Origin of the sequence: Stenotrophomonas sp. (assembly GCF_032103445.1) — a bacterium.
Classification (GTDB): domain Bacteria; phylum Pseudomonadota; class Gammaproteobacteria; order Xanthomonadales; family Xanthomonadaceae; genus Stenotrophomonas.
Window position 1 is genome coordinate 25,054 of the sequence record NZ_DAMDFR010000020.1, and the last position, 23,817, is coordinate 48,870.

At 58.2% G+C, this 23,817-nt stretch carries 25 protein-coding genes; 11 read left to right on the forward strand and 14 right to left on the reverse strand.

All coding sequences use genetic code 11. The features are described 5' to 3' along the window. Positions 1-216: 216 nt before the first annotated feature. Positions 217-1,746, reverse strand: coding sequence for a MobA/MobL family protein (locus RT551_RS09605; protein WP_313457971.1), 1,530 nt, complete (start codon positions 1,744-1,746; stop codon positions 217-219). 214 nt (positions 1,747-1,960) lie between these two features. On the opposite strand from RT551_RS09605, the gene RT551_RS09610 reads away from it, so the two are divergent. Both RT551_RS09610 and RT551_RS09615 read left to right on the forward strand, forming a co-directional pair. Next, positions 1,961-2,365 (forward strand): hypothetical protein, encoded by a 405-nt coding sequence (locus tag RT551_RS09610; protein WP_164125320.1) that lies wholly within the window; start codon positions 1,961-1,963, stop codon positions 2,363-2,365. 116 nt (positions 2,366-2,481) lie between these two features. After that, positions 2,482-3,417 (forward strand): hypothetical protein, encoded by a 936-nt coding sequence (locus RT551_RS09615; RefSeq protein WP_164125321.1) that lies wholly within the window; start codon positions 2,482-2,484, stop codon positions 3,415-3,417. On the opposite strand, the gene RT551_RS09620 is transcribed toward RT551_RS09615, so the two are convergent. From RT551_RS09620 to RT551_RS09640, 5 genes are all read right to left on the reverse strand, one after another. Beyond that, a complete protein-coding gene (locus RT551_RS09620; RefSeq protein ID WP_139042412.1) occupies positions 3,404-3,886 on the reverse strand; it encodes a hypothetical protein in 483 nt (160 codons plus the stop codon). The genes RT551_RS09615 and RT551_RS09620 overlap by 14 nt on opposite strands. Before the next feature lie 1,343 nt (positions 3,887-5,229). Beyond that, positions 5,230-5,460 (reverse strand): hypothetical protein, encoded by a 231-nt coding sequence (locus tag RT551_RS09625; protein ID WP_197586017.1) that lies wholly within the window; start codon positions 5,458-5,460, stop codon positions 5,230-5,232. A 51-nt stretch (positions 5,461-5,511) separates the two neighbouring features. Next, a complete protein-coding gene (locus RT551_RS09630; protein ID WP_164125322.1) occupies positions 5,512-6,585 on the reverse strand; it encodes a Shedu anti-phage system protein SduA domain-containing protein in 1,074 nt (357 codons plus the stop codon). Positions 6,586-6,621: 36 nt separating this feature from the next. Beyond that, positions 6,622-7,356, reverse strand: a complete 735-nt coding sequence (locus RT551_RS09635; protein WP_164125323.1) for a hypothetical protein — start codon at positions 7,354-7,356, stop codon at positions 6,622-6,624. Positions 7,357-7,417: 61 nt separating this feature from the next. Continuing rightward, a complete protein-coding gene (locus RT551_RS09640) occupies positions 7,418-7,564 on the reverse strand; it encodes a hypothetical protein (RefSeq protein WP_164125315.1) in 147 nt (48 codons plus the stop codon). 354 nt (positions 7,565-7,918) lie between these two features. Here RT551_RS09640 and RT551_RS09645 point away from each other — a divergent pair, with 354 nt between their 5' ends. Beyond that, positions 7,919-9,310, forward strand: a complete 1,392-nt coding sequence (locus RT551_RS09645) for a site-specific integrase (RefSeq protein ID WP_164125324.1) — start codon at positions 7,919-7,921, stop codon at positions 9,308-9,310. Positions 9,311-9,495: 185 nt separating this feature from the next. After that, on the forward strand, positions 9,496-9,963 hold the full coding sequence (locus RT551_RS09650) for a hypothetical protein (protein ID WP_164125325.1): 468 nt from the start codon (positions 9,496-9,498) through the stop codon (positions 9,961-9,963). 485 nt (positions 9,964-10,448) lie between these two features. Here RT551_RS09650 and RT551_RS09655 read toward each other — a convergent pair. Beyond that, positions 10,449-11,542 (reverse strand): IS3 family transposase gene (locus RT551_RS09655; protein ID WP_153899592.1). Its coding sequence is split into 2 segments (ribosomal slippage): positions 10,449-11,290 and positions 11,290-11,542, totalling 1,095 coding nucleotides; the frame shifts between segments, so codons are not numbered across the junction. 98 nt (positions 11,543-11,640) lie between these two features. On the opposite strand from RT551_RS09655, the gene RT551_RS09660 reads away from it, so the two are divergent. Next, the gene (locus RT551_RS09660; RefSeq protein ID WP_313457979.1) at positions 11,641-12,189 is read left to right on the forward strand and encodes a hypothetical protein; all 549 of its coding nucleotides are present in this window, start codon (positions 11,641-11,643) and stop codon (positions 12,187-12,189) included. A 229-nt stretch (positions 12,190-12,418) separates the two neighbouring features. Here the strand turns inward: RT551_RS09660 and RT551_RS09665 are convergent, their stop codons facing one another. After that, positions 12,419-12,904 carry a BLUF domain-containing protein gene (locus tag RT551_RS09665; protein WP_164125327.1) on the reverse strand — a complete coding sequence of 162 codons (486 nt, stop codon included), beginning with the start codon at positions 12,902-12,904 and terminating at the stop codon, positions 12,419-12,421. 176 nt (positions 12,905-13,080) lie between these two features. Between RT551_RS09665 and RT551_RS09670 the strand changes: the two genes are divergently transcribed. Next, the gene (locus RT551_RS09670; RefSeq protein WP_239515834.1) at positions 13,081-14,601 is read left to right on the forward strand and encodes a hypothetical protein; all 1,521 of its coding nucleotides are present in this window, start codon (positions 13,081-13,083) and stop codon (positions 14,599-14,601) included. Here the strand turns inward: RT551_RS09670 and RT551_RS09675 are convergent. Then, entirely contained in the window at positions 14,598-15,653 is a 1,056-nt protein-coding gene (locus tag RT551_RS09675) for a DUF3800 domain-containing protein (RefSeq protein WP_164125328.1), read from the reverse strand. The genes RT551_RS09670 and RT551_RS09675 overlap by 4 nt on opposite strands. A 169-nt stretch (positions 15,654-15,822) precedes the next feature. Here RT551_RS09675 and RT551_RS09680 point away from each other — a divergent pair, with 169 nt between their 5' ends. Both RT551_RS09680 and RT551_RS09685 read left to right on the forward strand, forming a co-directional pair. Further along, entirely contained in the window at positions 15,823-16,194 is a 372-nt protein-coding gene (locus tag RT551_RS09680) for an H-NS histone family protein (protein WP_164125329.1), read from the forward strand. 295 nt (positions 16,195-16,489) lie between these two features. Further along, positions 16,490-18,172 (forward strand): ATP-binding protein, encoded by a 1,683-nt coding sequence (locus RT551_RS09685; protein ID WP_164125330.1) that lies wholly within the window; start codon positions 16,490-16,492, stop codon positions 18,170-18,172. A 208-nt stretch (positions 18,173-18,380) separates the two neighbouring features. Here the strand turns inward: RT551_RS09685 and RT551_RS09690 are convergent, their stop codons facing one another. After that, positions 18,381-18,683 (reverse strand): helix-turn-helix transcriptional regulator, encoded by a 303-nt coding sequence (locus tag RT551_RS09690; RefSeq protein ID WP_164125339.1) that lies wholly within the window; start codon positions 18,681-18,683, stop codon positions 18,381-18,383. A gap of 130 nt (positions 18,684-18,813) precedes the next feature. On the opposite strand from RT551_RS09690, the gene RT551_RS09695 reads away from it, so the two are divergent. From RT551_RS09695 to RT551_RS09705, 3 genes are all read left to right on the forward strand, one after another. Further along, the gene (locus RT551_RS09695) at positions 18,814-19,587 is read left to right on the forward strand and encodes a hypothetical protein (RefSeq protein ID WP_239515835.1); all 774 of its coding nucleotides are present in this window, start codon (positions 18,814-18,816) and stop codon (positions 19,585-19,587) included. A gap of 69 nt (positions 19,588-19,656) precedes the next feature. Next, positions 19,657-19,968, forward strand: a complete 312-nt coding sequence (locus RT551_RS09700) for a hypothetical protein (protein WP_164125331.1) — start codon at positions 19,657-19,659, stop codon at positions 19,966-19,968. Next, a complete protein-coding gene (locus RT551_RS09705) occupies positions 19,965-20,303 on the forward strand; it encodes a hypothetical protein (protein WP_239515836.1) in 339 nt (112 codons plus the stop codon). Before RT551_RS09700 ends, RT551_RS09705 begins: the two co-directional genes overlap by 4 nt. Positions 20,304-20,383: 80 nt before the next feature. Here the strand turns inward: RT551_RS09705 and RT551_RS09710 are convergent, their stop codons facing one another. The 4 genes from RT551_RS09710 to RT551_RS09725 form a co-directional block, all read right to left on the reverse strand. Beyond that, a complete protein-coding gene (locus tag RT551_RS09710) occupies positions 20,384-20,971 on the reverse strand; it encodes a hypothetical protein (RefSeq protein WP_164125332.1) in 588 nt (195 codons plus the stop codon). 62 nt (positions 20,972-21,033) lie between these two features. After that, positions 21,034-22,338: a restriction endonuclease gene (locus RT551_RS09715; RefSeq protein ID WP_197586016.1), complete on the reverse strand. Its 1,305-nt coding sequence runs from the start codon at positions 22,336-22,338 to the stop codon at positions 21,034-21,036. A gap of 6 nt (positions 22,339-22,344) precedes the next feature. Continuing rightward, on the reverse strand, positions 22,345-23,442 hold the full coding sequence (locus RT551_RS09720; RefSeq protein ID WP_164125334.1) for an AAA family ATPase: 1,098 nt from the start codon (positions 23,440-23,442) through the stop codon (positions 22,345-22,347). Then, the gene (locus RT551_RS09725; protein WP_164125335.1) at positions 23,435-23,746 is read right to left on the reverse strand and encodes a hypothetical protein; all 312 of its coding nucleotides are present in this window, start codon (positions 23,744-23,746) and stop codon (positions 23,435-23,437) included. Before RT551_RS09725 ends, RT551_RS09720 begins: the two co-directional genes overlap by 8 nt. Between the last annotated feature and the right edge of the window lie 71 nt (positions 23,747-23,817).

The window sequence follows — 23,817 nt, forward strand, 5'->3', positions numbered from 1 at the left end:
CTGCCGGACAAGCGCAGCAAGCCTATGTGCCCAGCGCCGGGGCGCGACCTGCCCCACGGGCGGCGACTGTAAGCCGAGATCAGGTGCCGCCAACGTTCATTTCGCCGGACGAATGGCGCAAGGCACGCGGGCTGGCTCCCGCGCCGGCTCCTCGAAAGCCTTCTGGACCGACGATTCACTGAAAGGCAAAGCCCCGCATCTGCGGGGCTCTTTCGTTCAATGGAGGGTGGGCGGCCGTGGCTTCAAAACTGGCACCGGGGAGTCGGCGACAACCGGAGCCATGGTCTGGCACTCAAGGACGAACTGTGACGGCGAAGGCATGGCCTCCAGTTCGGTCGCTCTACGAAAAACATCCGCATCGACCTCCGCCAATGCCTCGGCGGAGCCCCGCGACCGCGCCTTCTCCAGCTCCTTGGTCCGTTGCTCCAGCGCAGACAGGCGGCGCTCCCGGCGCTGCGTCCATTCGGGGCGCGAGTAGCCGTTGGTTCCCATGGGGTAGTCGGTGTTGAAGCGCTCCCATTCGTGCTGAGCCAGGTGATGTAGGCGTTCAGCCCTGCCCAGAGACACCAATCGCAAGGCACGCCCCAGGATTGCTGCTCGCAGTGCCCGGACCTGGAGAACCGCCTTGGTGATCCACTGCCGTAACGGGACGGTCTCCCCAGCCCGCCCAAGTTCGGCTTGAGCCCATTCGAGACCAGCACGGATGCGCTGGGTCGCCAGGTCTGCCCTGGCGCGCGCGATGTCCTGAAGGTCTCGCAGGGCCTGAGCCACGCGCTCGGCGAGGCTGATGGGCCGCTGATCTTCGTTCGCTTCGTGCTGGCGGCCCAAGACCTGAGGCAGCCGCATTCCGGACACGCCTCGAATCTCCAAGCCAGGAGCCAAGCCCCGCATGGAGGACGGCCGGCCACCTTGGCCATGACCGACTGACGGATGCATGGGCACGGCCCTGCCCTCACGCCCAGCTTGAATGGTGAGATGATCCAGATGTTCGGCGTTGCCGGCCTCAATGGCGTCATTCTCTGCTACCAGCCGGCTGTCCATGCCCTTTCGGGACAGCGCGGCAGCCGCCTTGCCCAGGTGCTTGGTCGGCTCTCGACACAATGCCACCGCCTGGAGTTCGTCTCCCCGGTCCGACGCCGCCCGAGCCTGCTCTGCCAAGCTGCGGTGGTCAATCGTGACCGTCAGGCCAGCGGCTTCAAGATGTGCGTTGGTCGTTTCAGCGACCATTTCCCGGACCCATTGAACCTGCACTTTCCCCGACACGCCCCCATCGAGCTCGCGCGTTTTCTGTCCAAACCCATCCGGACCAATGCGCCTGGTGCTGGCAAGCAGGTGCACGTGATGGTTGAGCCCGTCCGGGGTTCCAGGAGAGTGAATGCTGGCTTGGATGGCGAACTGGTAGCGGTCTACCAACGCCTCGGCAATGGAGAACGCCAAGTATGCGCGCTGTTCGTCCGAAAGCTCATGGGGCAACGACAGCTCGAACTCGCGAGCCACCGTAGCGTCCTTACGGCGCTCGGCGGCTTCGGCCACGGCCCAAAGCTCGCCGGGCACCAGCGCCCAGTCGGGTGCATCTGGCGGCGCGAGGCAAAAGGTTTCGACAACGCCGCTCCTACGGCGGTAGTCGTGCTGTTGCCCGGTCGCGAAATCGGACAGCAGTAGACCGCCCCGGTAGGCGGCTGCGGCGACGGCGGACTGGCCCTTGCCTCGGCTGAAGGTTTTGACTGATGTGTGGAAGATGGCCATAAAGACTCCTGTGAAAACAGGTTCTTTATGGACCAGCTTTTGCCGTTGGCAAGCCTCGCAGAGGCTTGGGGTCCCAGGGGCGAAGCCCTTGGCGCGCGCATCCGCCAGGATGCCTAAGTGCGCTCTTGCCCTTCCTAGATCTGAAAAGGCAGTGATTAGAATCGGATTCTCAGGTAAATTCACACACTCCCAATGCAACGTCATGGATGTCTGTATGGATAGGAAACAGGCTGGTGAAAGAACTCGTCAGGAGAGTATCGACATACTTGATCAAGCAGCTGCGGCGAAAGGGGACGCGCGAAAGATGCCAGGAATGAAAGACATTTTCGATGCTGCTGAGGCAGTCAGGCCGCTCGACATTCCAAATCCTGTGAACAAGATCACAATCAAAGATGGCGTCGCAGAGGCAACGAAGGCTGAACTCGAACAACTCTCAGACGATTGTGGAGCGCTTAGCAGGCACGCAAAAGCCGAAGACGCGGCGAAACGGCAGAGACAAGTGCTTATAGACGCACTGAATAATGAATCGTCCCGGGAAGACGGCGATCCTGCAAGCACAGATGACAGCAAGATCTCGCCTTCCGAGGAGGAGCCCCCCCCTGCACCGCGACGGATCTAGTGGTGTATGCGGGCGGCAGCCAACTGCCTACCCCCAAATACCCAGGTCAACGCCCATCACGCGTAGAGCGAAGGGATACCTGAAAGGTGCCTTCTTCACAATGGAGCACTACTAATATGAAGAACCACTGGGAAGTGGGTGTAGTCTTAGCGCTGCGCGACGCGCAGTGGCTTCAAGCTAACCCGGGCGCGGAGATCCCCCCTCTGAACATTTCCCTAGATGGGAATGCGGAATCCAAGATGGGCGACGGCGTTCATCAAGTCGGCGAAAAATTCGCCCTGTTAGAGATCAAGTCGGATCAATCCGCTTGTCAGAGCGAGTGGACGGGAAGCAAGGGGCAAAAGCGTGCTTACAAGAAGCTCATGGATCTGGCAGCACGCGACGAAGTCAACAATGGTGCAGCCGCGTCGAGGAAGCTCCTGAGCCAGAGCACGCGAGGACACTTTTTTGCATATTGGGGGCAGACCGAAAGTGCTCAAAGTCATTTCGACCAGCTTTTCCTTCAGCCGTATCTTCTGACTTCCTTAGAAGCCATACCTGCCAAAGCAAGCCACAAAGGACCGGGCTCCTGCTATTCAGGGAGGCCAAGCTCACAGTATGCGTTTGCCCTTATACGCTCACTGACGGTTGGATTGACAGACGGATCGTCTTTTGCTCCTCGCTGGCCTTTAACTCTCGCAGAACTTTTTTCCCTCCACCACACACCCCGCTTCTGCCAGAAGGATCCGGCCGCTACATCCGTTAAAAAGACGGACCTTATGGAGTTGGGCCTTGACATGGACGAACTCCAAAACTACGTCAACTTCCTATGCATCGAAAGGCAGTCGGACGGATGCGACAGAGACGCTTTAGGAGAAGAACTTAAGTTGATGCTTATCGGGAGCCAAGGCTTCGTCAGGCACATATCCCACACGAATGAGTTGATGAACGTAATCGCCGCTTACCGAGACAATACCTTGGTGCCCACCCCAGGCCTCACGCCAGAAATCAGCCAGCATCCTCAGCTTTCTGTGACCCAGCCAAAGTCGACGTTTGGCGTCAATGGTCCATGAGGTCCCATACAGAGCGCCATTTTGCTTTGCTGGCAGCATTGCCGTCAGCATATAGACTCGAAACGTCAACCCCCGTCTTTTTCGCATAGCCATCCAAAGCACTGCCAGCCTGAGTTGCTGCGGACACGAGCGATGAATTTTCAGCCCATTCCCTAGCGAAGGCAGCAGACCATACATCCCTAGCCGACACCCTGCGAAACAGGAGAGCATCGGCATTTTCAGCTCCAAATCCGCCAGTGTTCCAGTGCTCTTCGTGACCAGCCTTCGATGCGGCAAAGGAGATATGCATCCCCTCTTTCTCTTTGGTCCACATAAACCTGTGCAACTGAAGTGCCGCCTCTGCTTTCGCAAGCGCAGTGGTGACGTCGAACTTCCCTAGCCCGACCTTGAAGGCCTCCGTCCAAAAGCGCTCTTCATTGCAGATAGCTGATTCGACCATCACCGTTTGCGTCTCCGACAAAAACGGCATGCTAGACAAGCTTCTGGTTTCGTCAAGCCCTTAGAGATACCCTGAATGCGCTCCCAAGACGACGAATGTCCAAGCTAGAAAGGTGAGGATCCCAGCTCCAGATGGACCCTTGACACCCCGAACTCGACAGGCATCAAAGTGGAGACATGAGGTGGCACAGAGAGCTGCTTACTGACCTATGGACTGTCCTTCAACATAAGCGTAGTCCATCGACTCCTTCCTTGATTGTGAGCGCGGATCGACCCGCGCTGACGAACCCCAACAGCATCCTCGGATCCTGACGAAAATGGATACGCAGAAAGATGCTCGAAATGGACTTCAACACTTACTGCCACTACACCTACTCGCCAACCCAAGTCATCCAGCCCGACTCTGAATATCCGGCAGACGCCCTGAGAACGCTACTACATTGGTGAACTGTCAACGAAGCCAGATCATCTCGGGACTGGAGAAAAAACGGCCCATTGACACCCATCACGAAGTGATCTCCCTGGAGGACACCACAGTGAGAACAATGGTTGGCCCAATAGTTGACGCCGGCAGTCTGTGACCGTCCGATGCGCAGGAGTGGTGCGGCCTGGTCTACGAACGTCTCCACAGCGGCGTCCAAGGACTCGACATATTGCAGGACGGCGGCATCGGCAACCTCCAGTTCGCCCTCCTCATCGAACTCAGTGAGACGGGGGACCCAGATGGCAGTGACTAGGGTAGGTAAGCCACATTCCCAACAGCCCATGGAAGCTTGGAGCAAAGCAAAGCAAAGCTAGGCGCTTTAAGATTGAAGTCAGTCACGACCAGAATCCAGATAGTCTCCACGGTCCCAAGATCGGTAGCGCCAAGGGAGGACCTCCTCCAAGGCCGTTATCCGCGGCTCTGGCATCAGTGATAGCGCATTTGCACCCAAACGCAAGCGATCCACGCGGTCATTGGGAACGAATAGCCATGGCTGAAGCGTCCAGTCGAGAGGGATACCACAGTCCCTGGCTAACGCCTCCTTCAATCCAAGCCAATGCTGGTCCCAGCTCTTCAGGCGGTTCAATAATGCAGGCAAGCGGACCGCATATGAGATTTCGCAGAGGTAAGCCGCTCGGTCTCGAACACTCACAGCCACCGCGTCGCAATACCAGTGAGGCCCACTGGTATCAGGATTGCTGCCAGGGTTCAGTTGGATGCAGCACTGCGCATTGAGGAACAACCGCCGGTCTGCCCGGAGGAAGTCCAGCACTACGTTCTCGAAATGATCCAACTCTCTCCCCTAAGCCCGTGGCAGAGCGCCCCCTTTGATACGAGGACGGCGGGCTGCGTTCAGGGCAGCCACATCCCGTTCTTCCCCTCCGGGCAGCCTAGATTCTCCGCTGGACCACAAAGACGAGTCCGGCGCTCTTCAGCCTGCGACACAGGTCTTCCACCTCTTCCAAATTCGGCTTGCTATCGAACTCCAAGCGAATATCTGCATCCTCAAGCCCTGGAATGGTCAAGTATTCCTCGAACGCGATGTATGGGGTCGTGCCCGACTCCGGGCTCCCCTCGCAGACCTTTAGGTGCGGGGCATCCTTGTGCACTGAAACGCTCATCTAAACCTCCGTTGTGAGGGGTTGGAAAATCTCTTTATACCTTGGCAGGAGCTACCAGGGAATGTCGTCGTCAAGTTCGACGGTGTTGACCGACGCGGCCTCGGGACCCGCTGCGGGGGACAACATTTCCAACAACCGCTCCCCTTGCGCCAGTAGATGGTCATAGGTCATGACGGTGATACCGTTCATCCGCCGATTGAGACCGTGGAGTGCGCGCTGTTGCTCCTCTGTCCAATCATGAGAGCGCCCAATGACGATTGTGGCCCGGGGGTGGTAAGCCACCACTTCCTTGTGATCAAGCAAGCCCTTGTCTGCGAAGTCGTGGAGCATGTCGAGGTATCGGTGGCACTGACCGATGGCTTTCGATACTTCGGCGGAAAAGTAGTGGTTCTTGTGGGCCTTGTCATAGAGAAGCACCTCCATGTCGGGCCGTTTCAGCTCAACGATATCTCGATACCCCGCAATGACGTTAGGCAACATCAGATCGATGTTGTCCCCAGTGGTGATTGCACGCACCTCGTCCCGGACCACGTAGGCATTGCCGAAGGCCCAGCAGTGCTTCTCGCACCATGACTGGTAGACCTGCTCAGCCGACTCTCCACGCCCTAGGCTGGAGCGCAGCTCGGCGACTGCGGAGCGCATCTCGCTGAGACGGATAGACCCGCGAAGCGCACTTGTCAGCTCTTCAGTGAGCTCAGTGCTGGCCAGGTGCTGGACTAAATCCGAATGGGAAAGCACTTTGGTGAGCGCACCGACGAGGGACTGGGGGTCATGCCCGGTCAGATCCGCTACGCCGTTTGCGACCTTGATTAGGATGAACTCACCGGCTTCCGATTGCTGCGTCAACGGAAGATGGGTCTGAAGGTATTTAAAGAGCTTCAGCGTTGAGATTTCAGTCAGGCTGATAGTCTTCGGCTTGTCTTCCTCCCAAGGCGAAGCTTTCGTTTTCTTGAAACCCTCCAGCTTGATGGAGAAGCCGGTATGGTCACTGTGCGGAATCAGCCAGCCGACGACATGAAGCTTTGTCCTGGACGTTTCGTTGAGCACGACGACGGGCACATAGTCGAGCTTTCCACTGCTCGCCGTCTTCCGAACGACTTTAGCCAAATCCACTGCATCGTTCATCGGATCTTTTCCTTCGGCCACTGTGCTTGGATAGTCTCAGCTGTGCTTCGCAAGCGCCATAAGGTGACGCAGCGCTCCCGCCCGGTCCTTCCATGTATCGACGTTCCACGATGGATGATAGACCCACGTCATCAGGGCTGACCCTCCCTCGTAGTCCAGGGACCAGACTTCCCTGGATTCGATGTAACGTCGCTTGCTCTCTCCTCGATTCACCTGTCGGGCAATGAAGGGCTCCAAGCAAGGTTGCGGCTCACCATGACTAAAGAATCGCCATGCGGTGCGACCTAGCACTAGCACCACATCTGGCCGCAGCGCCGGCAGAATGTCTCGAACCAATACGTCCCCGCCATCGCGCAGCGCCTGATTCCTTGGCCGGTGATTTGCCTGAGAACCTGCGAACGCCTGGGATAGATTCAGGAAGGCAACGCGCTTCCAGGCCTCTGCGGCCTCTTGAACTTGGAAGTCCTGCCGCCCGATTAGCACCAGGTCGAGTGCTTTGAAGAAGGGGCCGTCCCGGCCACTCCGGACCGCCGAGGCCATCTCACGGAAATGGTATTGAGTGAACGGACGGGTCACTTCAAGGGATTCGCTCAAACCCTCTAGACGATAGTGCGACTCACCCAACAAGAGCACCCTTCGGCCATCCATCCCGTCCCAGTAATGGTCGCCCCAGTATGGAACGAAACGGACTGAGGAGGGCCACTGGTGACCGTCTAGCTCCGCCTCGGCTGAGCTGATCGGGCTATGCGCTATTGGAGTATGGCCGGTCATCTTCAATCCTTGAGCAAAGCATTCCGAAGTGGCCGGCACCGGGTGGCACCGGCCAATGAAACTACTTCTTGGTCTTCTTGCCCTTGTCGGGTGCCTGACTCAGGGCGGAGCCGGCTGCCGTCTTGGACTTGCTACCGGTTCGACCGTCACGCAAAACAGCACTTGCGGCCTTTGCCGCCTTCGGACTTGTCTGTTCGTTCTTTGCCATGTCGTCTCTCCTGACCACCAAGTGGTGGCAGGCGGAGGATATGAAAAACAGACGTAAACACTAACGAGCACTTTTCTTCATTTACTTTCCGTTCATGTTCAAAAATTGAACTGTTAGCTTACTTCAGTTAAACAGTACGGTAATGACTCCGAAAATGGGCTGACCTGACCAGCGCAAGTCATTGATTATAATGTAAACGCCACCGTGTTTTAGGGCGGTACGATTGGTTAGTCAGACGTGCAAAATGGCACCTCTCAGACGATGCCTAAGGCCGTGAATAAAAAGCCGGTTTTTCGTTGACGATTTTTAGGCCCGCAGTATCTGTACTTCCATCCTTCAGATGGAAGCAACGCAGTGACCTCCCCCACCTCGAAACACCTCAACTCCTACCTCGCAGACCCAACGGGCACCCTCAAACTGACAGACGTGCGGATTGGCCGCGTCCGCATCGGCGAAATGATCGTGACTGGCCGAGAAGCCGCCATCCATGCTCAAGAGATCATCAACGACGCCTGCGAGCGGACCCGTCGAGCGCTCCTTGGAAAGAATGGCACTCGCCACCCTGAGCCTCTCCCCGTGGCCGCCCCCGCTCGATTGCTGTCTATCGAGATCCGGGACTACCTGGCTGACCGCGAGCGCATGGGCCTGACACGCAACACCATCGAGGCCACAGCGCGGTCACTGAAGATGCTCCTGATGGCCTGCGGGGATATTCCGGTGTCCCGGGTCGACCACGTGCATATCTACCGACTCTGGGAGCTGATGCGCTGGGCTCCACCACTTCTCCAGTCAGACCCTCAGTATCGGAACTACACTTATGAGCAGGCGGTGGCTCAGGGGAAGGCGCTCTGCGTCCAACCGCCCGCACCGGCCACCGTAGAGAAGCACCGAAGGTTTCTCGTCACCTTCTTTGGCCGACTGGACAAAGCAAAAGCCATTGTGGGCTCTCCCATGCACTTTTTCCCAGAGGCGAAGAAGGACCTGGTCATTGACCCCGACAAGGCCGAGCGCTTGTTTGACGAAGAAGATCTGCGTCGCATCTTTGCCCCCAACACGTTCATCCCCTGGGCAATGAAAGCGCCCCACCGGTGGTGGGTGCCGATGATTGGACTCCACACGGGAGCGCGTATCAATGAAGTCGCTCAGCTGAAGTTGAACGACATCGTCCAGGAGGCTGGCGTCTGGTGCATTAAGATCCAGAAAACGGTAGACGCGGACCTGAGCCACAGAGACAGGAACCGGAGCCGCCAAAGCCTAAAAGGCAAAGCAGCCGTCCGAACGCTCCCCATTCCCCAACCGCTGCTCGATGCGGGGTTCCTGGCGTTCGTGGAGGACATCCGAGCTTGTGGCCATCCTCGCCTCTTCCCCCACCTGTCTGCCGGCGTGCGACGCGACAATGGCGATACCAACGCCCGTTACAGCCAAGGCGTCCTCAACCAGTTCAGCAGATACATGAAGGATCTCGGCTTTCCTAAAGGCGTCGGGTTCCACGCTTTCCGGCATACCCTCGCCACGGAGCTGCATCACATGGGGGTGGCCGATGAGGACATTGCCCTGGTCACCGGCCACTCCATCAGCAAGCGGGTCCCTGTGCTGCACGAGGCCTATTTCCACAAGAAGCCGGCGCAGGCACGAACGAAGCAGATCGCAGTCCTGGAGAAGTATCGCCCTGATGTGGTGCTTCCGGTCTACCAACCCGGACAGTTCCGCGCGGCCTTGGCGGACCGGAATAAGTTCTATCCATGAGGAAGAAACAGTTAGACAAGTGAGGGGGTCGCAAGGGCGCTGTGAAGCGCCCCGCGTCAAAGATCGAGAGTTTGCCTGCCAGCGATCGCTCTGGCCTAGCTCCAGAAGCCAGAGCATGGGCCGCTCCATGGGTTGACTATCTGAATGTCTGATCTAGTGTTCGTCACCCCATCCCCGAGCTCCCCATGCGGATTCCCAGCGCCGAAGAAACGGCCCAGTATTTCTCACGATACGGTTTGCAGATCAGTTCTGCCGATCTCGGATCTAGCAGAGGCTGGAAAGTCGTCGCCCCTAATCTCCCCTTGGATGGACGCTCGTTCCCATCGCTTGGCGCGCTGTGGCTGGAGTGGATGGACTACGCCGCCGAACGACTAAGCATCGAGAGCAAAGTGAAGCGCTTCGTCTCACGCTTTGAGAGTTCCAGCCCAGAAGGACGCAAGGACTTGCTGACTGCTTTGGCCAACTATCCGGATACATCGACAGGACCTCTAGAGGTGATGTTCGAGGGCCTGCCTCAACCGTGCACGGACCACCTCCCTGAAACTTGGCAGAGCGATTTTGATCAGATCTGGAACGACCGAAAGTCCGGCTTCTGCTTTGCCGCAAGGGCAGAAGCCGCATTGGATAGATTGCTGTTAAGCACCTCCGCCTAGGCATACTATGGGTCTTCCCCCGGAGGACTCTTGGATGACAACCCCATCTCTACTCAACGCCGCGTTCGCGGCCGCTGTCGACACGTTAGACGGGCTTTGCCGGGTCAACACTGAAAGTGAGGAGACGTTCACTGGCGCTTTTATGGGTGCCATTGCGGCCTCAAGCAACCTTCTCGCTCAATCCGAACTTTATGGAAGTGATCCGAACCCGATTTGGTGGGGATCGTTCAGTAAGAACCGGGGGCAAGACATGAAGATTACGGAGCCCGGTAGCGGCGCGGACTTTGCGTTGTGTCTGTTTCCAATATCAGGCCAGGCACGCCTAATCATTTTCCAGGCCAAGAAGTCAAGTTTCGACGTCGACAACGGAGACAAGCCTGAGAGCTGGTATGCCGACTTAAATAGAATCCCAAAAGATCGCAAAGATGGGGTAATCCCCCCGCTTTTAGCGGACTCCAAAAGTGGAGCTAAGCGGCGAGTGCCAGTTAACCGGACATTCGCCTGTTGAGCGCCTGCATCGGCGTGATGCCGCCGAGCGCCATGTTGGGGCGCTCGTGGTTGTACGTCCATAGCCAGCGGGTGGCCTTTTCCTGCACCTGCTCGATCGAATCGAACAGGGTTCGGGCGAGCCAGGCGTAACGCACGGTCCGGTTGTAGCGTTCGACGTAGGCGTTCTGTTGTGGCTTGCCCGGCTGGATGTGTTCAATGCGGATGTTGTGCTGCTCCGCCCAAGCCAGCAGTGTCCCGCTGATGTATTCGGGCCCGTTATCGCAGCGGATCACGCACGGCTTGCCACGCCATTCGATGATCTGCTCCAGGGAACGGATCACACGGGCCGCGGGCAACGACAGGTCGATCTCGATCCCCAGCCCTTCGCGGTTGAAGTCGTCGATCACATTGAACAGTCGGAAGTTGCGGCCGTCGCTGAGCTGGTCGTGCATGAAGTCCATCGACCACACCTGGTTGATCGTATCCGGAACCGCCAACGGCTCGGGCTTCTCGCGCACCAGGCGCTTCTTCGGCTTGATCCGAAGGTTCAACTCCAGCTCCCGATAGACGCGGTAGACGCGCTTGTGGTTCCAGCCATAGCCTTTGACGTTGCGCAGGTGCAAGAAGCACAGCCCAAAGCCCCAATCCTTGTACGCAGTGGTCAGCCGGACCAACCAGTCGGCGATCCGGGCGTTCTCCTCGCTGGCCCTGGCCTGGTAGCGATAACAGGTCTGGCTGACCTCGAAGGTCTGGCAGGCGTGCCGGATGTTCGTGCGTCCGCCCTCAACTGCGCATCGGGCCATCTCCCGGCGTTGAGATGGCCTCACCATTTTTTTGACATCGCCTCCTTCAGCAGGTCGGCGCTGAGCTGGGCGTCGGCGTACATCTTCTTGAGCCGCCGGTTCTCATCCTCCAGCTCCTTCATGCGGGCCACCATGGACACCTCCATGCCGCCGAACTTGCTGCGCCACTTGTAGAACGTCGCCGAGCTGATGCTGTGCTCGCGGCACAGCTCCGGTACCGGCGTGCCGGCTTCGGCCTGCTTGAGCACGGCGATGATCTGACTGTCGGTGAAGCGGGACTTCTTCATGGAACCTCCTCGGGAAAGCGTACGAGAAAATTCCACTTCTGACGTCAGCTAATCTGCGGGGGGATTACCATGGGACCTCACGCGACCCCCAGATTTTCATGCTCGCCGAGACCGGTCGGCGCATTCAAGCCCTCAGCGAGGGGGTAGCCTACGTTCCAAAGCAGTCTAAGGACGTTCTTAAGCTACTCCAAGAACCCGGAACGGACCCAGCTACTATTGGAGAGCTTGGGAGCTTGAACTGGATCCACTACCTCATCTACACATTGGGCGAGCCAGTCTGTGTTCCACTGAGCCAGCTTGGGGCTGTCTACAAGAAAGAACTGGGCCGTGACCGCTCTAAGACGAAGTATGAGCTCCCGGGCAAGTCGGAACCCGTATTGCCCTTGTTAAAGAGAGGGACCCAGAACGATTCCTCTGGATGGCTGCTCATTGCTCCCGAAGTCGCAGTAGATCAACTACCGTTGCTTACACCGCTCATGCAGGTTGTGGTCGCCGATGCGACCGGAAGATTCGGCCCCACTTTGCAAGCAAGCCGTCAGTTCTCGCGAATGGTTAACGCGCACAAAAATGTCGAGCTCTGGAGGGCCGTTCGCGCTTCCAAGGTGTCCCAAGAACCCGCGCCGACCTCTACCAGCTTTACAGCTTAAAACGAGAAGCATATAGGAGATTTCTCACCCTATTAACGAGTCAGGTCGCACATTCGGCCCCAGTGCGAGGAGACATCCACGTCTCGCACCCTGGCAGGGCTTCACCCGGAGGCACGCATCAGCGGCTGTTCCCTCAGCCTGGGCGTGCCTTTGGGGCCAGGACTGCTTAAAGCCCCCCCAACCGACCTCCAACGGCGGCTTGCTCCCCGCAGCTGGTCCCCTCTCAACGTCAGGCAAGGCGGGCTTGGCCATCGCCCACCCCTGGCCTCGCGACTTGAGCATCAGAAGGCCTCGCCCCAAGGTAGGGCTCCACATACCCGTGGACATGCTCCATCGCGGTTTCTGGAGTGCCTTTTCGGCCGGGAGAGAGGATGAAGCCCGTCCAGTCTGCCCCCACCATTGTCCGGGTGTGGCTAGGGTCCGCCAGAAGCCAGCGCATGCTCCAATAAGGCATCAGGCGTCGCCCGATGTGCCCCCGCGCCAGCTCCATCACGTCGGAGTGGAGAGTGGACGCCCGGATGCGGCTGTAGGCAATCTCCAGCCCGTCGTCGGGGCCTTCCAGGTATTGGAGGTATCGAATGCCGTCAAAGAAGAGCACCCCGGTCACCCCCGCTTGAAGGTTGAACGCCACCGCTCCCGCTACCATGGCCTCCACGGTTTCCCGATCCCACGGCTGGGTTGCTTGGCTTACATAGCCGATGGCCCTGAGGGGCATGACGCGTCTCCTCCGATAGCGCGTTCCAACCATACGCCCCTATTAAGAAAGATGGAGTGATAGGCCCTTGTGACCTCGGTCATGGGCCCGGCGCAGCCGGAGCAATGGCGCAGCCGAAGGGGTGGTTCAATCCAAAACCGGTCACCATGCTGTCGTAGGGCTCGCTTGAGGGGATAATGAACCCACTCACCGGACGAGGCGCTGGCGTGACATACGACAAAGTGGCCAAGATCGCTGCTTCCTTTGGCCTGCGTGACTCAATCCTTCATATTTGGGCCTATAGCCTGCATGTCGGTTATGGGCACCATCTTCCCATCGAGTATGAACACTCTCGGCCAGGGCTGCCGAACCAGGTCAAGGCCTACACCTTCGAGTTCTACCTAGATCTCTATCTGAGAGAAGTGCTTCAGCACGCAGGAGCCTCAAAAGGTGCTCGCCGTTCACTGCGAAACTGGCAAGACCTAGGCACGCTGCACAACGCCATCCGTAGCTACAGCGATTTCAAGGCAAGGTGTGATCTGGACATCTGGACAACCATGCACCGAATCGGTCACCAACAACTGCCTCATTTCGATCGCTTTGGACCCGCCTACTTTGGACGCTACTGGTCACTTTATAAGCGGGGTCGCCTTTCAAGCGTTGTTTTCAACGCACTGGGACTGACATCGGAGGACTACTTCCTGCTGGCCGGAGCTACCCAAGCGCTCTTCATGAGCAGCTACGAAGTGCCCTTGGCCCCGCAGCTCGCCAAGCTCGGATTGAATCCTTCGGTGGTCGCATCCCGTGTGGCAGCAATCACTGGCACGCCTAAGCTACTACGCGACCGATGCACGCTAGACGCAAGGTTTGATTCTTCTTGGGACTACACACCCAATCCTGTTGTCGTAAGGCCGCTCATCCAGCTCCGCTCCGACGCACCAGATCACCTTACCTGCCCGCGACCACAGTTGCTTGGGAAGCGCCTACTCGCCGGGCTCTTTTATGACCTCGCGAACGCTACCGGCTTCGCTCAGGCCTATGGCGATGCATTTGAGGAGGTGGTAGGGGATTGCTTTGGCCTCATCCAGGGCGAAACGGCGGCTGAGCGTCCCGCGCCATACGTCGTGCATGGGGCGCAGCACCAAGGGAGTGACTGGCTGCTGACGGATACCAACGCCACCGTGTTCGTGGAATGCAAGACCATGCGCATTCCCATCCCGGCAAAGCTTGCGGCTAACCCGGGCGATCTGGAGGCCGGCCTGAAGCGTTTGGCCAAGGCAGTCGTCCAGAACTATCGCAATATTCTTGACGCAACGTCGGGCCGAGCAGGCATCCAAGTGGCAGACGGCCCCATTTATTGCTTGGTTGTCACCTTGGAAGACTGGGTGCTGTTTGGGGACAAGTCCGTGGACGCGCTTTCGACCCTAGTGGAAAGCGAGCTCGAGGAACGGGGCATGGAAGCCGGCATCCAAGAGCGCTACCCCTTTGCCGTTGTGGGATATGCAGCGCTTCCGCAACTGGTGGATTCGATCAGCCAGCATGGACTGCGGATCTTCACTGAAAAGTCGACTCAACGCTTCAAAGGCTACCTCTTCCCGCAGTTCTTGAGGGAGTCCAAGCTCACCAATGGGGGGGCAGCATCCTCCATGTTTGAACGGGAGTGGCACGACTTCATGGGAAGGCTCAGAGCACGATTCCCCAAGGCTTCCATCACTTAGCCGCCTGAAGGCTTTGCCTTACGGCTATTGCCGCCCTTGGCCACTTTCTTGTAGACCATCGGCCTACAGGTCCGTTTTGCATTCAGGGCCGCGCGATACGCCGTCCCTTCCGCCAACTGATCTTCGCCCAATGTCATCAGGTGGATGGAGGGATTGGGCGTTTGCCCCTCAACCGTCAGCATCCCTAGAAGACTCGCGACGCCCTCGTTGTCCTCAAACTCTCCCCTCAGCACCCTGCGCCAGGCCGACGCCAACAGGTCGGCCACTTGAATGCCAGAAACATCGTGCGAGCGAACGAACTTGGAATCTCGCATGACCGCTCCCAAGTTCACCGCTGACTTGATCGTACGGTCGACCGCTTCTTGCAGGTAGGCGGGAATGTCCTGCGGGGCACTCCTAAAGTTCCTATCAAAGTGGGAGTAGTCGAAGCCTTCCACAAAGATTCCGGGGTCTCGAAAAGACTTTGCCTGGATGATGCCTGGGGCCATATGAGTAAGCGTCTGCTCGAAAAGCGGTCGAACTGAGTTCTTCTCATCCATGCGCCATTTGAAGCTGCTCAGCGTGGCCGGCAATCGTTGGACGTAGTAAAGCGTCGCCATCCGAAAGATCTGGTCCAGTAGACTGATTTGCGCAACCATCTGGGTGTATAGCTGTGGGGAGAGTCGCTCCAGCCTGCCCGACAGATCATCGATGGAAGCACGTCCCTCCTCGTAAAGCATATTTGGCCGATTGGCTCTCACGCTCTCGACCTGCTTTACTTTGTGGGCCACCACCACTTCGGGGTCTTGATGGCCCAGGTCGATCGCAGAGATGAAGAGCGTTGCTTCGAGCTTACCAAGCTCGCCCAGGAAGCGCGTCAGGTTGGCTTCCGACAGGTCTTTCAGTTTGACCTCATCTTGGATACCGCGCCCTAAGCGCCGCTTGAGCAATGCCAGAGACTGCTCTACCTGCCTCTTGGCCACCTCTGGGACAACATACCCCGCAACTACGCACCAACTGTTGCTATTCGCAGCAGGGACGAACGAGCCGGATTCGTCGACGTAAATGAACATGTCATCCTTCTGATGGATATGTCGCCTCATTGCGCTCAAGGACTAGAAAAGCGAAGCGCTGTCGGCAGTCTCATCAGCACACGTTGGTCGAACCCGAACACCCTCTAGCATTGGCAATCAAGCACTTTCCAGACTAGGCTAACAGCCTTTCTTTCTGACAGAAGCCCCAATGACTATCGATTTGACTAGGCTGTCCGCTAAGGAGCTGCGCTCCCTGATTAGCACCGCGGAGAAGCAGCAAACCAAGATTCTGACACGTCCAACGGCGACAGCCATGCGCTCCAAAATAAATAAATACGTTAAGGATCATGGCTATACGATTGAGGAGCTCTATGGCATCTCTTCCGCAAGACCATCCGGCGACCCGAAGAGAGCGAGTGCTCGGAAAAGCACCCTTGGCCGGAAACTCGGCAAGGTGGCTCCAAAGTATCGCAACCCAGTCAATGCGGACGAAACTTGGACCGGCCGTGGAAAGCGACCCAAGTGGATGGCAGCGCTGGTCCAAAACGGAAAGTCACCCACGGATTTCCTCATTAGGTAAAGCACAGGGGCAACGTGGCCGCTTCAGTGCGCCCAGCTCTTACGCTGCTGATCCTTTTCCAACACCGTGCTGAGGGCGCGAAGCGCCCGCCACCCGCAACTACCCGGGTCAAGTCACCCGGGCAGTCAGTCCCGCACGCCTTGCGTGACCCAAGAACACCGGTTTTAGCCGACAACGGGCGACTGCAGGAGGGCGGTGTCGCCGGCGGGATAGGGGCGGCCAGCTGTGTGGCTGGTCTACACAAGGCATGAGGCATACTGAACCAGCTGCCTTTAGCCCTCCCTCTGGACCCCCAATGCTCCCCACCGTATCGAACCCGAACTCCCTGGCCTTCAGGCTGTTCAAAGACTGCGACTGGGTTCAAGGAGGGGGGATGAAGGGGGCCAGTTGTGAGTTTTGCTCCGCCTTGAGCATGATCTTCGATTCCCCTGAGCCGTTGTGGATCGCCTGGGGCCCGACGGAGAAGCGCTTCTTCTTCAACGACGCATATCTCCCTCTCCTTCGCGGAAAGCTGCACGGGGCGATGGGCAACCGGATGGAGGTGGTCTGGAAGGACGTTTGGGAAGAGGTGAAAGACCTTCTTCAAGCCACCTTCGACGGCCAAGCGCAGAGCCTGACGAACATGAGGCTCCGGATGGATCGGGACGGCTTCTTGGAAGACACTGTTTGGACCTTCTCCTACTCCCCGCTTCGCATACGCTCAGGAGAGGTGAAGGGCCTCCTCTGCGTGGTCAGCGAACAGACGGAGATCGTGGAGGAGCGCAATACGCATAGCCGTCAGATTGCCACCTTCACAGAAGAGGCGAGAGAAGCCAATCAAGAACTGGTTTCGGCCAGGGAGCAGCTTCGCCAGAGCCAAAAGCTTGAAGCAATGGGGCAGCTGACGGGCGGGGTCGCCCACGACTTCAACAACCTCCTTCAAGTCATCGGTGGCTCTGCGGACATGCTGCAACACATTGGCCAGCTGACCCCGGACCAAGCTCGATACGTCAATGGAATCATCAGCGCCTCCGACAGAGCGACCAAACTGACCTCACAGCTGCTGGCCTTCGCGCGGCGTCAGAGCTTGACCCCTGAGGTCTTTGACTTGGTCGAAAGCATACGGTCAATGACAGATATCGTCTCCACATTGGTTGGGGCAAGAATCAGAGTTCAAATGGAGATGCCGCAGCACCCTGTTCCGGTCATTATTGATCGAAACCAGCTCGATACGGCAATCATCAACATCGCCGTCAATGCGAGGGATGCGGTCGTCGGAAGCGGAACGCTGAAGATCAAAGTAGCCACTTGCGACAGTATCCCTGCGATACGTTCATCTGGAAGGATAAGCGGTCGTTACGTAGCCATTAGCTTCAGCGATGATGGAACCGGGATCGCCGAGGACGATGTTGAAAGAATCTTCGAACCATTCTTCACAACTAAAGAAGTAGGAGCGGGAACCGGCTTGGGCTTGAGCCAGGTCTTCGGCTTCGCAAAGCAATCCGAGGGGGACATAGCGGTTCAGAGCGTGGCAGGGCAAGGAACCACGTTCACCCTCTACCTTCCGCGAAGCGTATCGTCGGATGGGATGTCAGCCGTCCAGGGAGATTACAAGCAACTGGACGGCGACGGCATTTGCGTCCTACTGGTCGAGGACAACGTCGACGTGGCAGAGTTCGCCTTCAACGCGCTCAAAGGGCTGCGCTATGGCGTCGTCCACGCGCACAACGTGGATGAGGCTATCGCGGAACTTGAGAAGGACCATGAGCGCTTCAGCGTCGTCTTCAGTGACGTGGTCATGCCCGGAAGAAGCGGGGTCGAACTGGGGCACCTAGTCAAAGAGCGATATCCCTCTCTCCCCGTGATCCTAACAAGCGGCTACAGCGAACTGCTGGCCCAAGACCCCAACCATGGCTTCACCCTGCTGAGGAAACCCTACACCCTGTCCCAGCTTGCGGGCGTGCTCGCGGTGGCCTGTGGCAGGGCGGTTTCCTCCTGACTTTCTCCAAGATGTGCCACATCCCTGTGGCACCGATCGGTCATTTCTTCTTGGGCTTCGGGGGCGGCGTTTTGATCGTCTCAACCACCGATCCCTTTTTGTCCCGCTGAGCTTCCTTCACGGGCTTGAACTGACCCGTTCCAGCATCGCGTCCGACTTTCCTCGTTGCCATTTGCTGCTCTCCTTCTAGAAAGGGAAACAACGACAGTCACCGCTTGAGCTTTTTCAGCAACCAAAGCGCCGCATCAGCGCGCTCCTCCGGCGAAAGCTCTTCCAACGCCAGAATAACGTCGGCCGTGTGGTCATCTCTCGCGACCAAGTAGGCCATTGGCACGCCTAAAACGTCCGCCAAACGCCCCAACCCGTCTAGATCAATCCCACTGACCTCGGTCTCATACCGGTTGACCCGGCTGCTCGCCAGCTTCTTATCGAGCCCCATCAAAACCCCCAGCGCTCGCTGGCTGGCGATGCCGCGCAGTTCCCGGGCCTGTTTGAGGCGGGCGGCGAACAATGAACGGGGGGAAGCCTTGGGCACGTGAACGAATGTTGAAAACTTGGGTGGACAGCATGACGTGGTCCCTCAATGCATGGCAGACTCTTCATGAAATGTAGCACCCTCCCGACCGACCACAGGGGTTTTCATGAAGAAGAACCAAAGGATGGCCACCGCCCTGGCGGCCGCATTTCTTTTGACCTCCCAGAGCGCAGGCGCACAAACCCACCCGGAGCAGGAGGAGATCCCCAGCAAACCGGGGTTCTTCCGACAGTTGGGCAGCAGCCTGAAGGACGCTGGGCAACAGATGATGGGGGTGAAGCCGGCTGCGGGCAGCACGACGACCACCGGCAGCAATGGGGCTATCTATGCCCCTGTCAGCGGCGCAGGGAAGCTGCCCGGGCTCTTCAAATCCGATAACCACCAGCTTGCCCAGCAGGGCCGATTGGACTGGCCCCGGGTCGCTTTGACCTACCTTGAATGGGGCACAACGTTGCCGTGTTGGACGGTCGAGGCTCGGATTTGGACCAGCCCCTCCGCGTCCACCACGGAAACCTTCCGGACCTGCGCCAACGCGTCACTGACCGAGACGGATGACCTGGGCGACACCGCCGAGCTCAACACGGCGGCACTTTGGAAGGGGCGCGACAGCCTGACGGGCGTTCGAGTGCCGGCAGGCAAACCGAACACCGGGGCCACCCGGTCCGCTGGTCCTAATCCGCCCGCCCAACCGTTTGTCGTCAATGTCAGCCGCCCTGGCGTTTCGGACAAGGCGGTCGACGTGGCCCTGAGGGTGGCGTGGGTCAGCGGCTTCATCCAAACATCGGATCTGCACCCTGGCCCATCGGGAATGCTGACGCCCTTCAAGGACAGCCGACTCTGGATTGCAGGCTTCAAGGCAGACGGGAACCGCGACCGGTAAGCCCTGTCTTTCGCCATCCATTCAGGGCGGCCCTATGGCCGCCCCATCATCCCCCTCAAGGACTGACCCATGAATGCAAGGTTTCCCCTGGCCGGCTTGGCCATTGCACTGACCCTCTCTGCTTGCGGTGGCCCGCCGTCTACTAACGATGCCGAAAGGGCACTCGCGACCCTTCTGGAGGAAAGCGGGGCTGGACGGGTAGGCGACATCCGCGACTTCGAACTGACCGGATGCGTAGAGGCCCAAGACATGGCGGGCTACCGCTGCGACACTAAGGGGAAAGTCTCCATCGATATCGGCGGCCGCCAGGTGCCCATTCCGGTCAGCAAGAACCTTAGGTATGCGAAGGAGTCAGGGAGCTGGAGGGCCTACGCCAAATGAGTCTGCCTCCTCCCCTGCTTGACCAGCCGGTGCCCGCCCGCCGAAAGCTCATGACGCCACGGGACAGATTTTTCTGGTGGTATTCGGGTGCCCTGCTCCTCACTGGACCTTTTGGGTTCATTGTCGGGCCGCTTATGGCCCGGCGAGGAACACGGAAGGTAGGACGCCTCTATCCTGCCGAGGCTCGACTGGCTCAGGCCCGGGACACAGGTTTCACTTGGTGGCAGTGGTGGGCCATGACCGTCTTGACCCTGATGGGCGCGGTCGGGGCCTTCGCTGTCCTGAGCGGGCTGCCGATGTTTATGTTCGTGATTTATGCGCAGCTGACAAACTAGATGCCCGAAACAACGCCCGAGGGCTCATATCACGCCCTCGGGCGTTGTCATGTGGGCAAAGACAAGCGAATGCCCATGCTTCAGTTGTGATCAATCCAGTTGCCCGCTATATCTAGAAAACCTGCGGGTGTAGCATCAGACCTCGACTTTCGGGGGGCCTGACATACCTGGTGGATGAACGCAGAAATCTGACCTGGTGGCATCGTGTTGAGCGTAGTGAACACAGGCACCACTTCGCCCGAACTCTCCTGGACCAACACCAGAATATCAAGATCATCCTCACCGGCCTGCGGCGTTGCAAGCGCAATCGGCGATTTCGAGCTAACTTTGGTGAACCGCCACTCCGCGTCTCTTACGTCCGTGGGATTCTCGAAGAACGCGTCATCCGAAAGTGATGGGCCGAAGGTGTGTTTAAGAGATCCTTGATAGGCACTGATCAGCTTAGGCGTACCGTCCCTAGTTCTCCGAATCATTTTTGTGGGGAACAGAGCATTAGCGACACGCTCGAAATCTTTGAATCCATTGTATCGGAGATCGCGCGCGCCTCCGCCAGCCTTGGGATCATTGTTAGAGACCCCGCCAAACTTCTTCCAATCCCCGGGAGGAAGAGCCTTGAAAAGGATTCGCTGCGCATTCCCGAAGATATTTCCCCCTGCTACTGCAGCCATGCGACCCTCCTGTTGGTCAACGATCGATTACAGCCGAGACATCCATAGCGCGGTTCGTCGCCTCAATGCAATATCCCGGACAAATCAGCGATACCAAGTCTCACTTGTTGAGCAAAGCACTTGAGCGCGCCGCGACGGGATATGCCTCTCACCTCGATGGAGGCAGCGACAATCGGCCCGCAACCCTTAACACCAACCTGTTCCAGCACCTCAACTGTTCCAACCGGAGTCAGCGGAGCCGAAGCAAGCCTAGGATAGGCCAGTATCACAGGTAGTCCCTTGCTAGCCATGGAAAAGGCAATGGCCTCGTAGATGTCTGACTCAGACGCATTCAAACGACCACTGTCCAAGCGCCCCTTGTATTTAGCGTCCACGTGGAACTTGCGCCCATTTAGAACAACCGACGTGTCAGGCCTCACATTTAACCTTCCCATCTTTCCATCCGTATAGCGCCTCTCACCTAGACTCAATGGCTGCTCTGCAACAACGTGACCATCCCCGAAGCCTAAACGAAGACCGACCGTGATGAGGTCCTGCCATAGCTGCCAAGTCCCCATGACAAACCCTGGAGCCCTCGCCTCTCCTTCGTTGAACCCCATGCCGAAACCGTTTACTACATCAACCGACAGATCCATCAGAGCCTGCCAATGCCTTGACCTACCGGGGACTGCTTGCTGAAGCAAGTGGCCACGAACCAAGCGGGGTTGAACTCCCAAATGCGCTCTTACTCTGGTTAGCTCTCCGCTTACTGCTGGGGTTCGAGCGTGCCGACGGGCAACTCCTGCAGCAGCGGAAATGATGGCGTTGTGTCGGTTGGCTCTGGTATATCGAATAACCTCTTGTGGATATCCTGCTGGCCCGGGGACGCGCAGATCGAATGGGTCGACGTCGCCGTCGAGGAAGAAATCGTGCTCGATGGTCCTCTTGTAGGACCTGATTGGGCGGTGATGATGCTCCCAATACATATCCGTGATTGCTCGAGCCAGCAGCGAGTCTAGATCGCTGTCTGCGGCGGTGTCCGCTCGGATGCGATCGGAGGCAAGGACGTGTCCGTGCTTGGAGAGCATAGCTAGAAAGAAAAAATCTTCATGCCATCCCGCACCACCAGCGTGCTCGCCCAAAAACTTGGGCGCAATCTCAAGCTCGCACGATCGCCCCAAGTGAAGGAGGCCTGCGACTTTACTAGAAGACACGAGCGGGCCGCTCACTTCAATCGGCGACTTCTTAAGCCCGACCTGGCGGGCGACCCGTGCCCCAGCATCAGAGAGGTGCCGCGCCGCCTCCGCAGTCCCTCTCCCCATTGACGCAGCGATGGCAGGAAGAAGATTGGCCGGAGACCCGTATTCAACGACGGAGAAGCGAGCCATCCGGCGCTACGCCCCCGCAATGCTACGGAGACCTCTATACAGATCGTCCCGGGTCCACACGCTTTCGCCTTCCAGAGCGTATCGAATCTCGGTTCCGAACGAGTGCTCAACGAGCTTCAAGGGCGACTCTTCGCCAGAAGACTCAGTGGCGTTCAGGGTAATCGCCATGCTTCGGATGTCTCCATAGAAGACCTCCGCAACGTGGGCTATTACCTTGTCCCAGGCTTTAGCCAGTAGCATCGTTGCTTCAGCGACGGAAAGAGCTGTAGACCAAGCTGGCATCAGTACACCTTGCCCGATCTGAAAGTCCCTGCCCCTGCCTATGGCTATTCTCTTGTTGACCGCCGCCCATGCGCGAGTGCTCGCCTCTGCAAGGTCAGCCACGGCCCCCGGCTGCTCCGGAAGATGGCGCTGCTGGCCCCCTTCGATCTGAAAGTGGCTTCGCAGCACGGCTTCGTCCGGATCGAGTCGATATGGTTCAAACCGCCGCAGGAAAGCGACGTCCATGGGCTCCACCGAGCTATCAGCTTGGTTCTGAACCGCAAGGATGAAGAGTCGATCCGGAAGCGCGTATTCCTCGATCAGACCCGACGGGGGGACCATCACCTCAAAGAACTGCGTGAGCCCGTGAGGCCTACCATCGGGACTCAGGCGCTTGTCCGCCTCGAGTGCCACCATGGAGCCGCCAAAGACTTGGACGGCCGGCCCTCTGTTGATTTCATCAATGACGAGAAGCGAAGCGCAACCCTCTTGGCGCGCATGCTGCGCTGCGCGGAAAAGTGTCCCTTCCACGATGGTGAACTGACCAGCCTTTCCCTCGCCGACTGCGGGAGCCAGTCCGGTAACGAAGTCTCGATACTTTGAGTTTTGGTGGAAAACCGTCCGAAAAACTTTCGCTTCTTCCGCGTCCTGGATGGCGACGTCATCGCTGTGGCTTAACGTGGGCATGCCCTGTGAACCAAGCTCCCCGGCTTCAAAGGCCGCGGCGATCTCTGATAGAAGACGCGTTTTGCCGACGCCTGGAGGCCCCGAAAGCAGGACATTCTTTGAAGACGCCAGAAGGCGAAGAACCTCGTGAGCTGCGTTAGATGGTGAATCAGACATGGCAGTGCATCCGCCCATTTTGAAGGTCAAAGAAGCCGTAGGAAGCGCGGCGCTCAGACTTTTTGCTATCTAGGCATCCCAAGATGTGCTGCTTGACCGCTGCACTCCATTTGTCTTTGCGAAGCGACACATCCGTTGTAAAGCGCGGCCAGATGTTGCCGTCATCGGTCTGAATCAGCAGCAGGAGCACACGCTCGCCCGAATTTGAAGGCGGAAGCGACCCCTGAAACACCTCGTAGGTGTGAACACGGGTGATGCGCCACTCACCCTCACGAGCGCTGGTTGGCGGCTCAATGTAAGCCACTTCAGACCGCGTCCGTTGACTCGGCCCGGTCCCAGAGCGCCAACAAAACAGACCACGGTGCCGGCTAATGA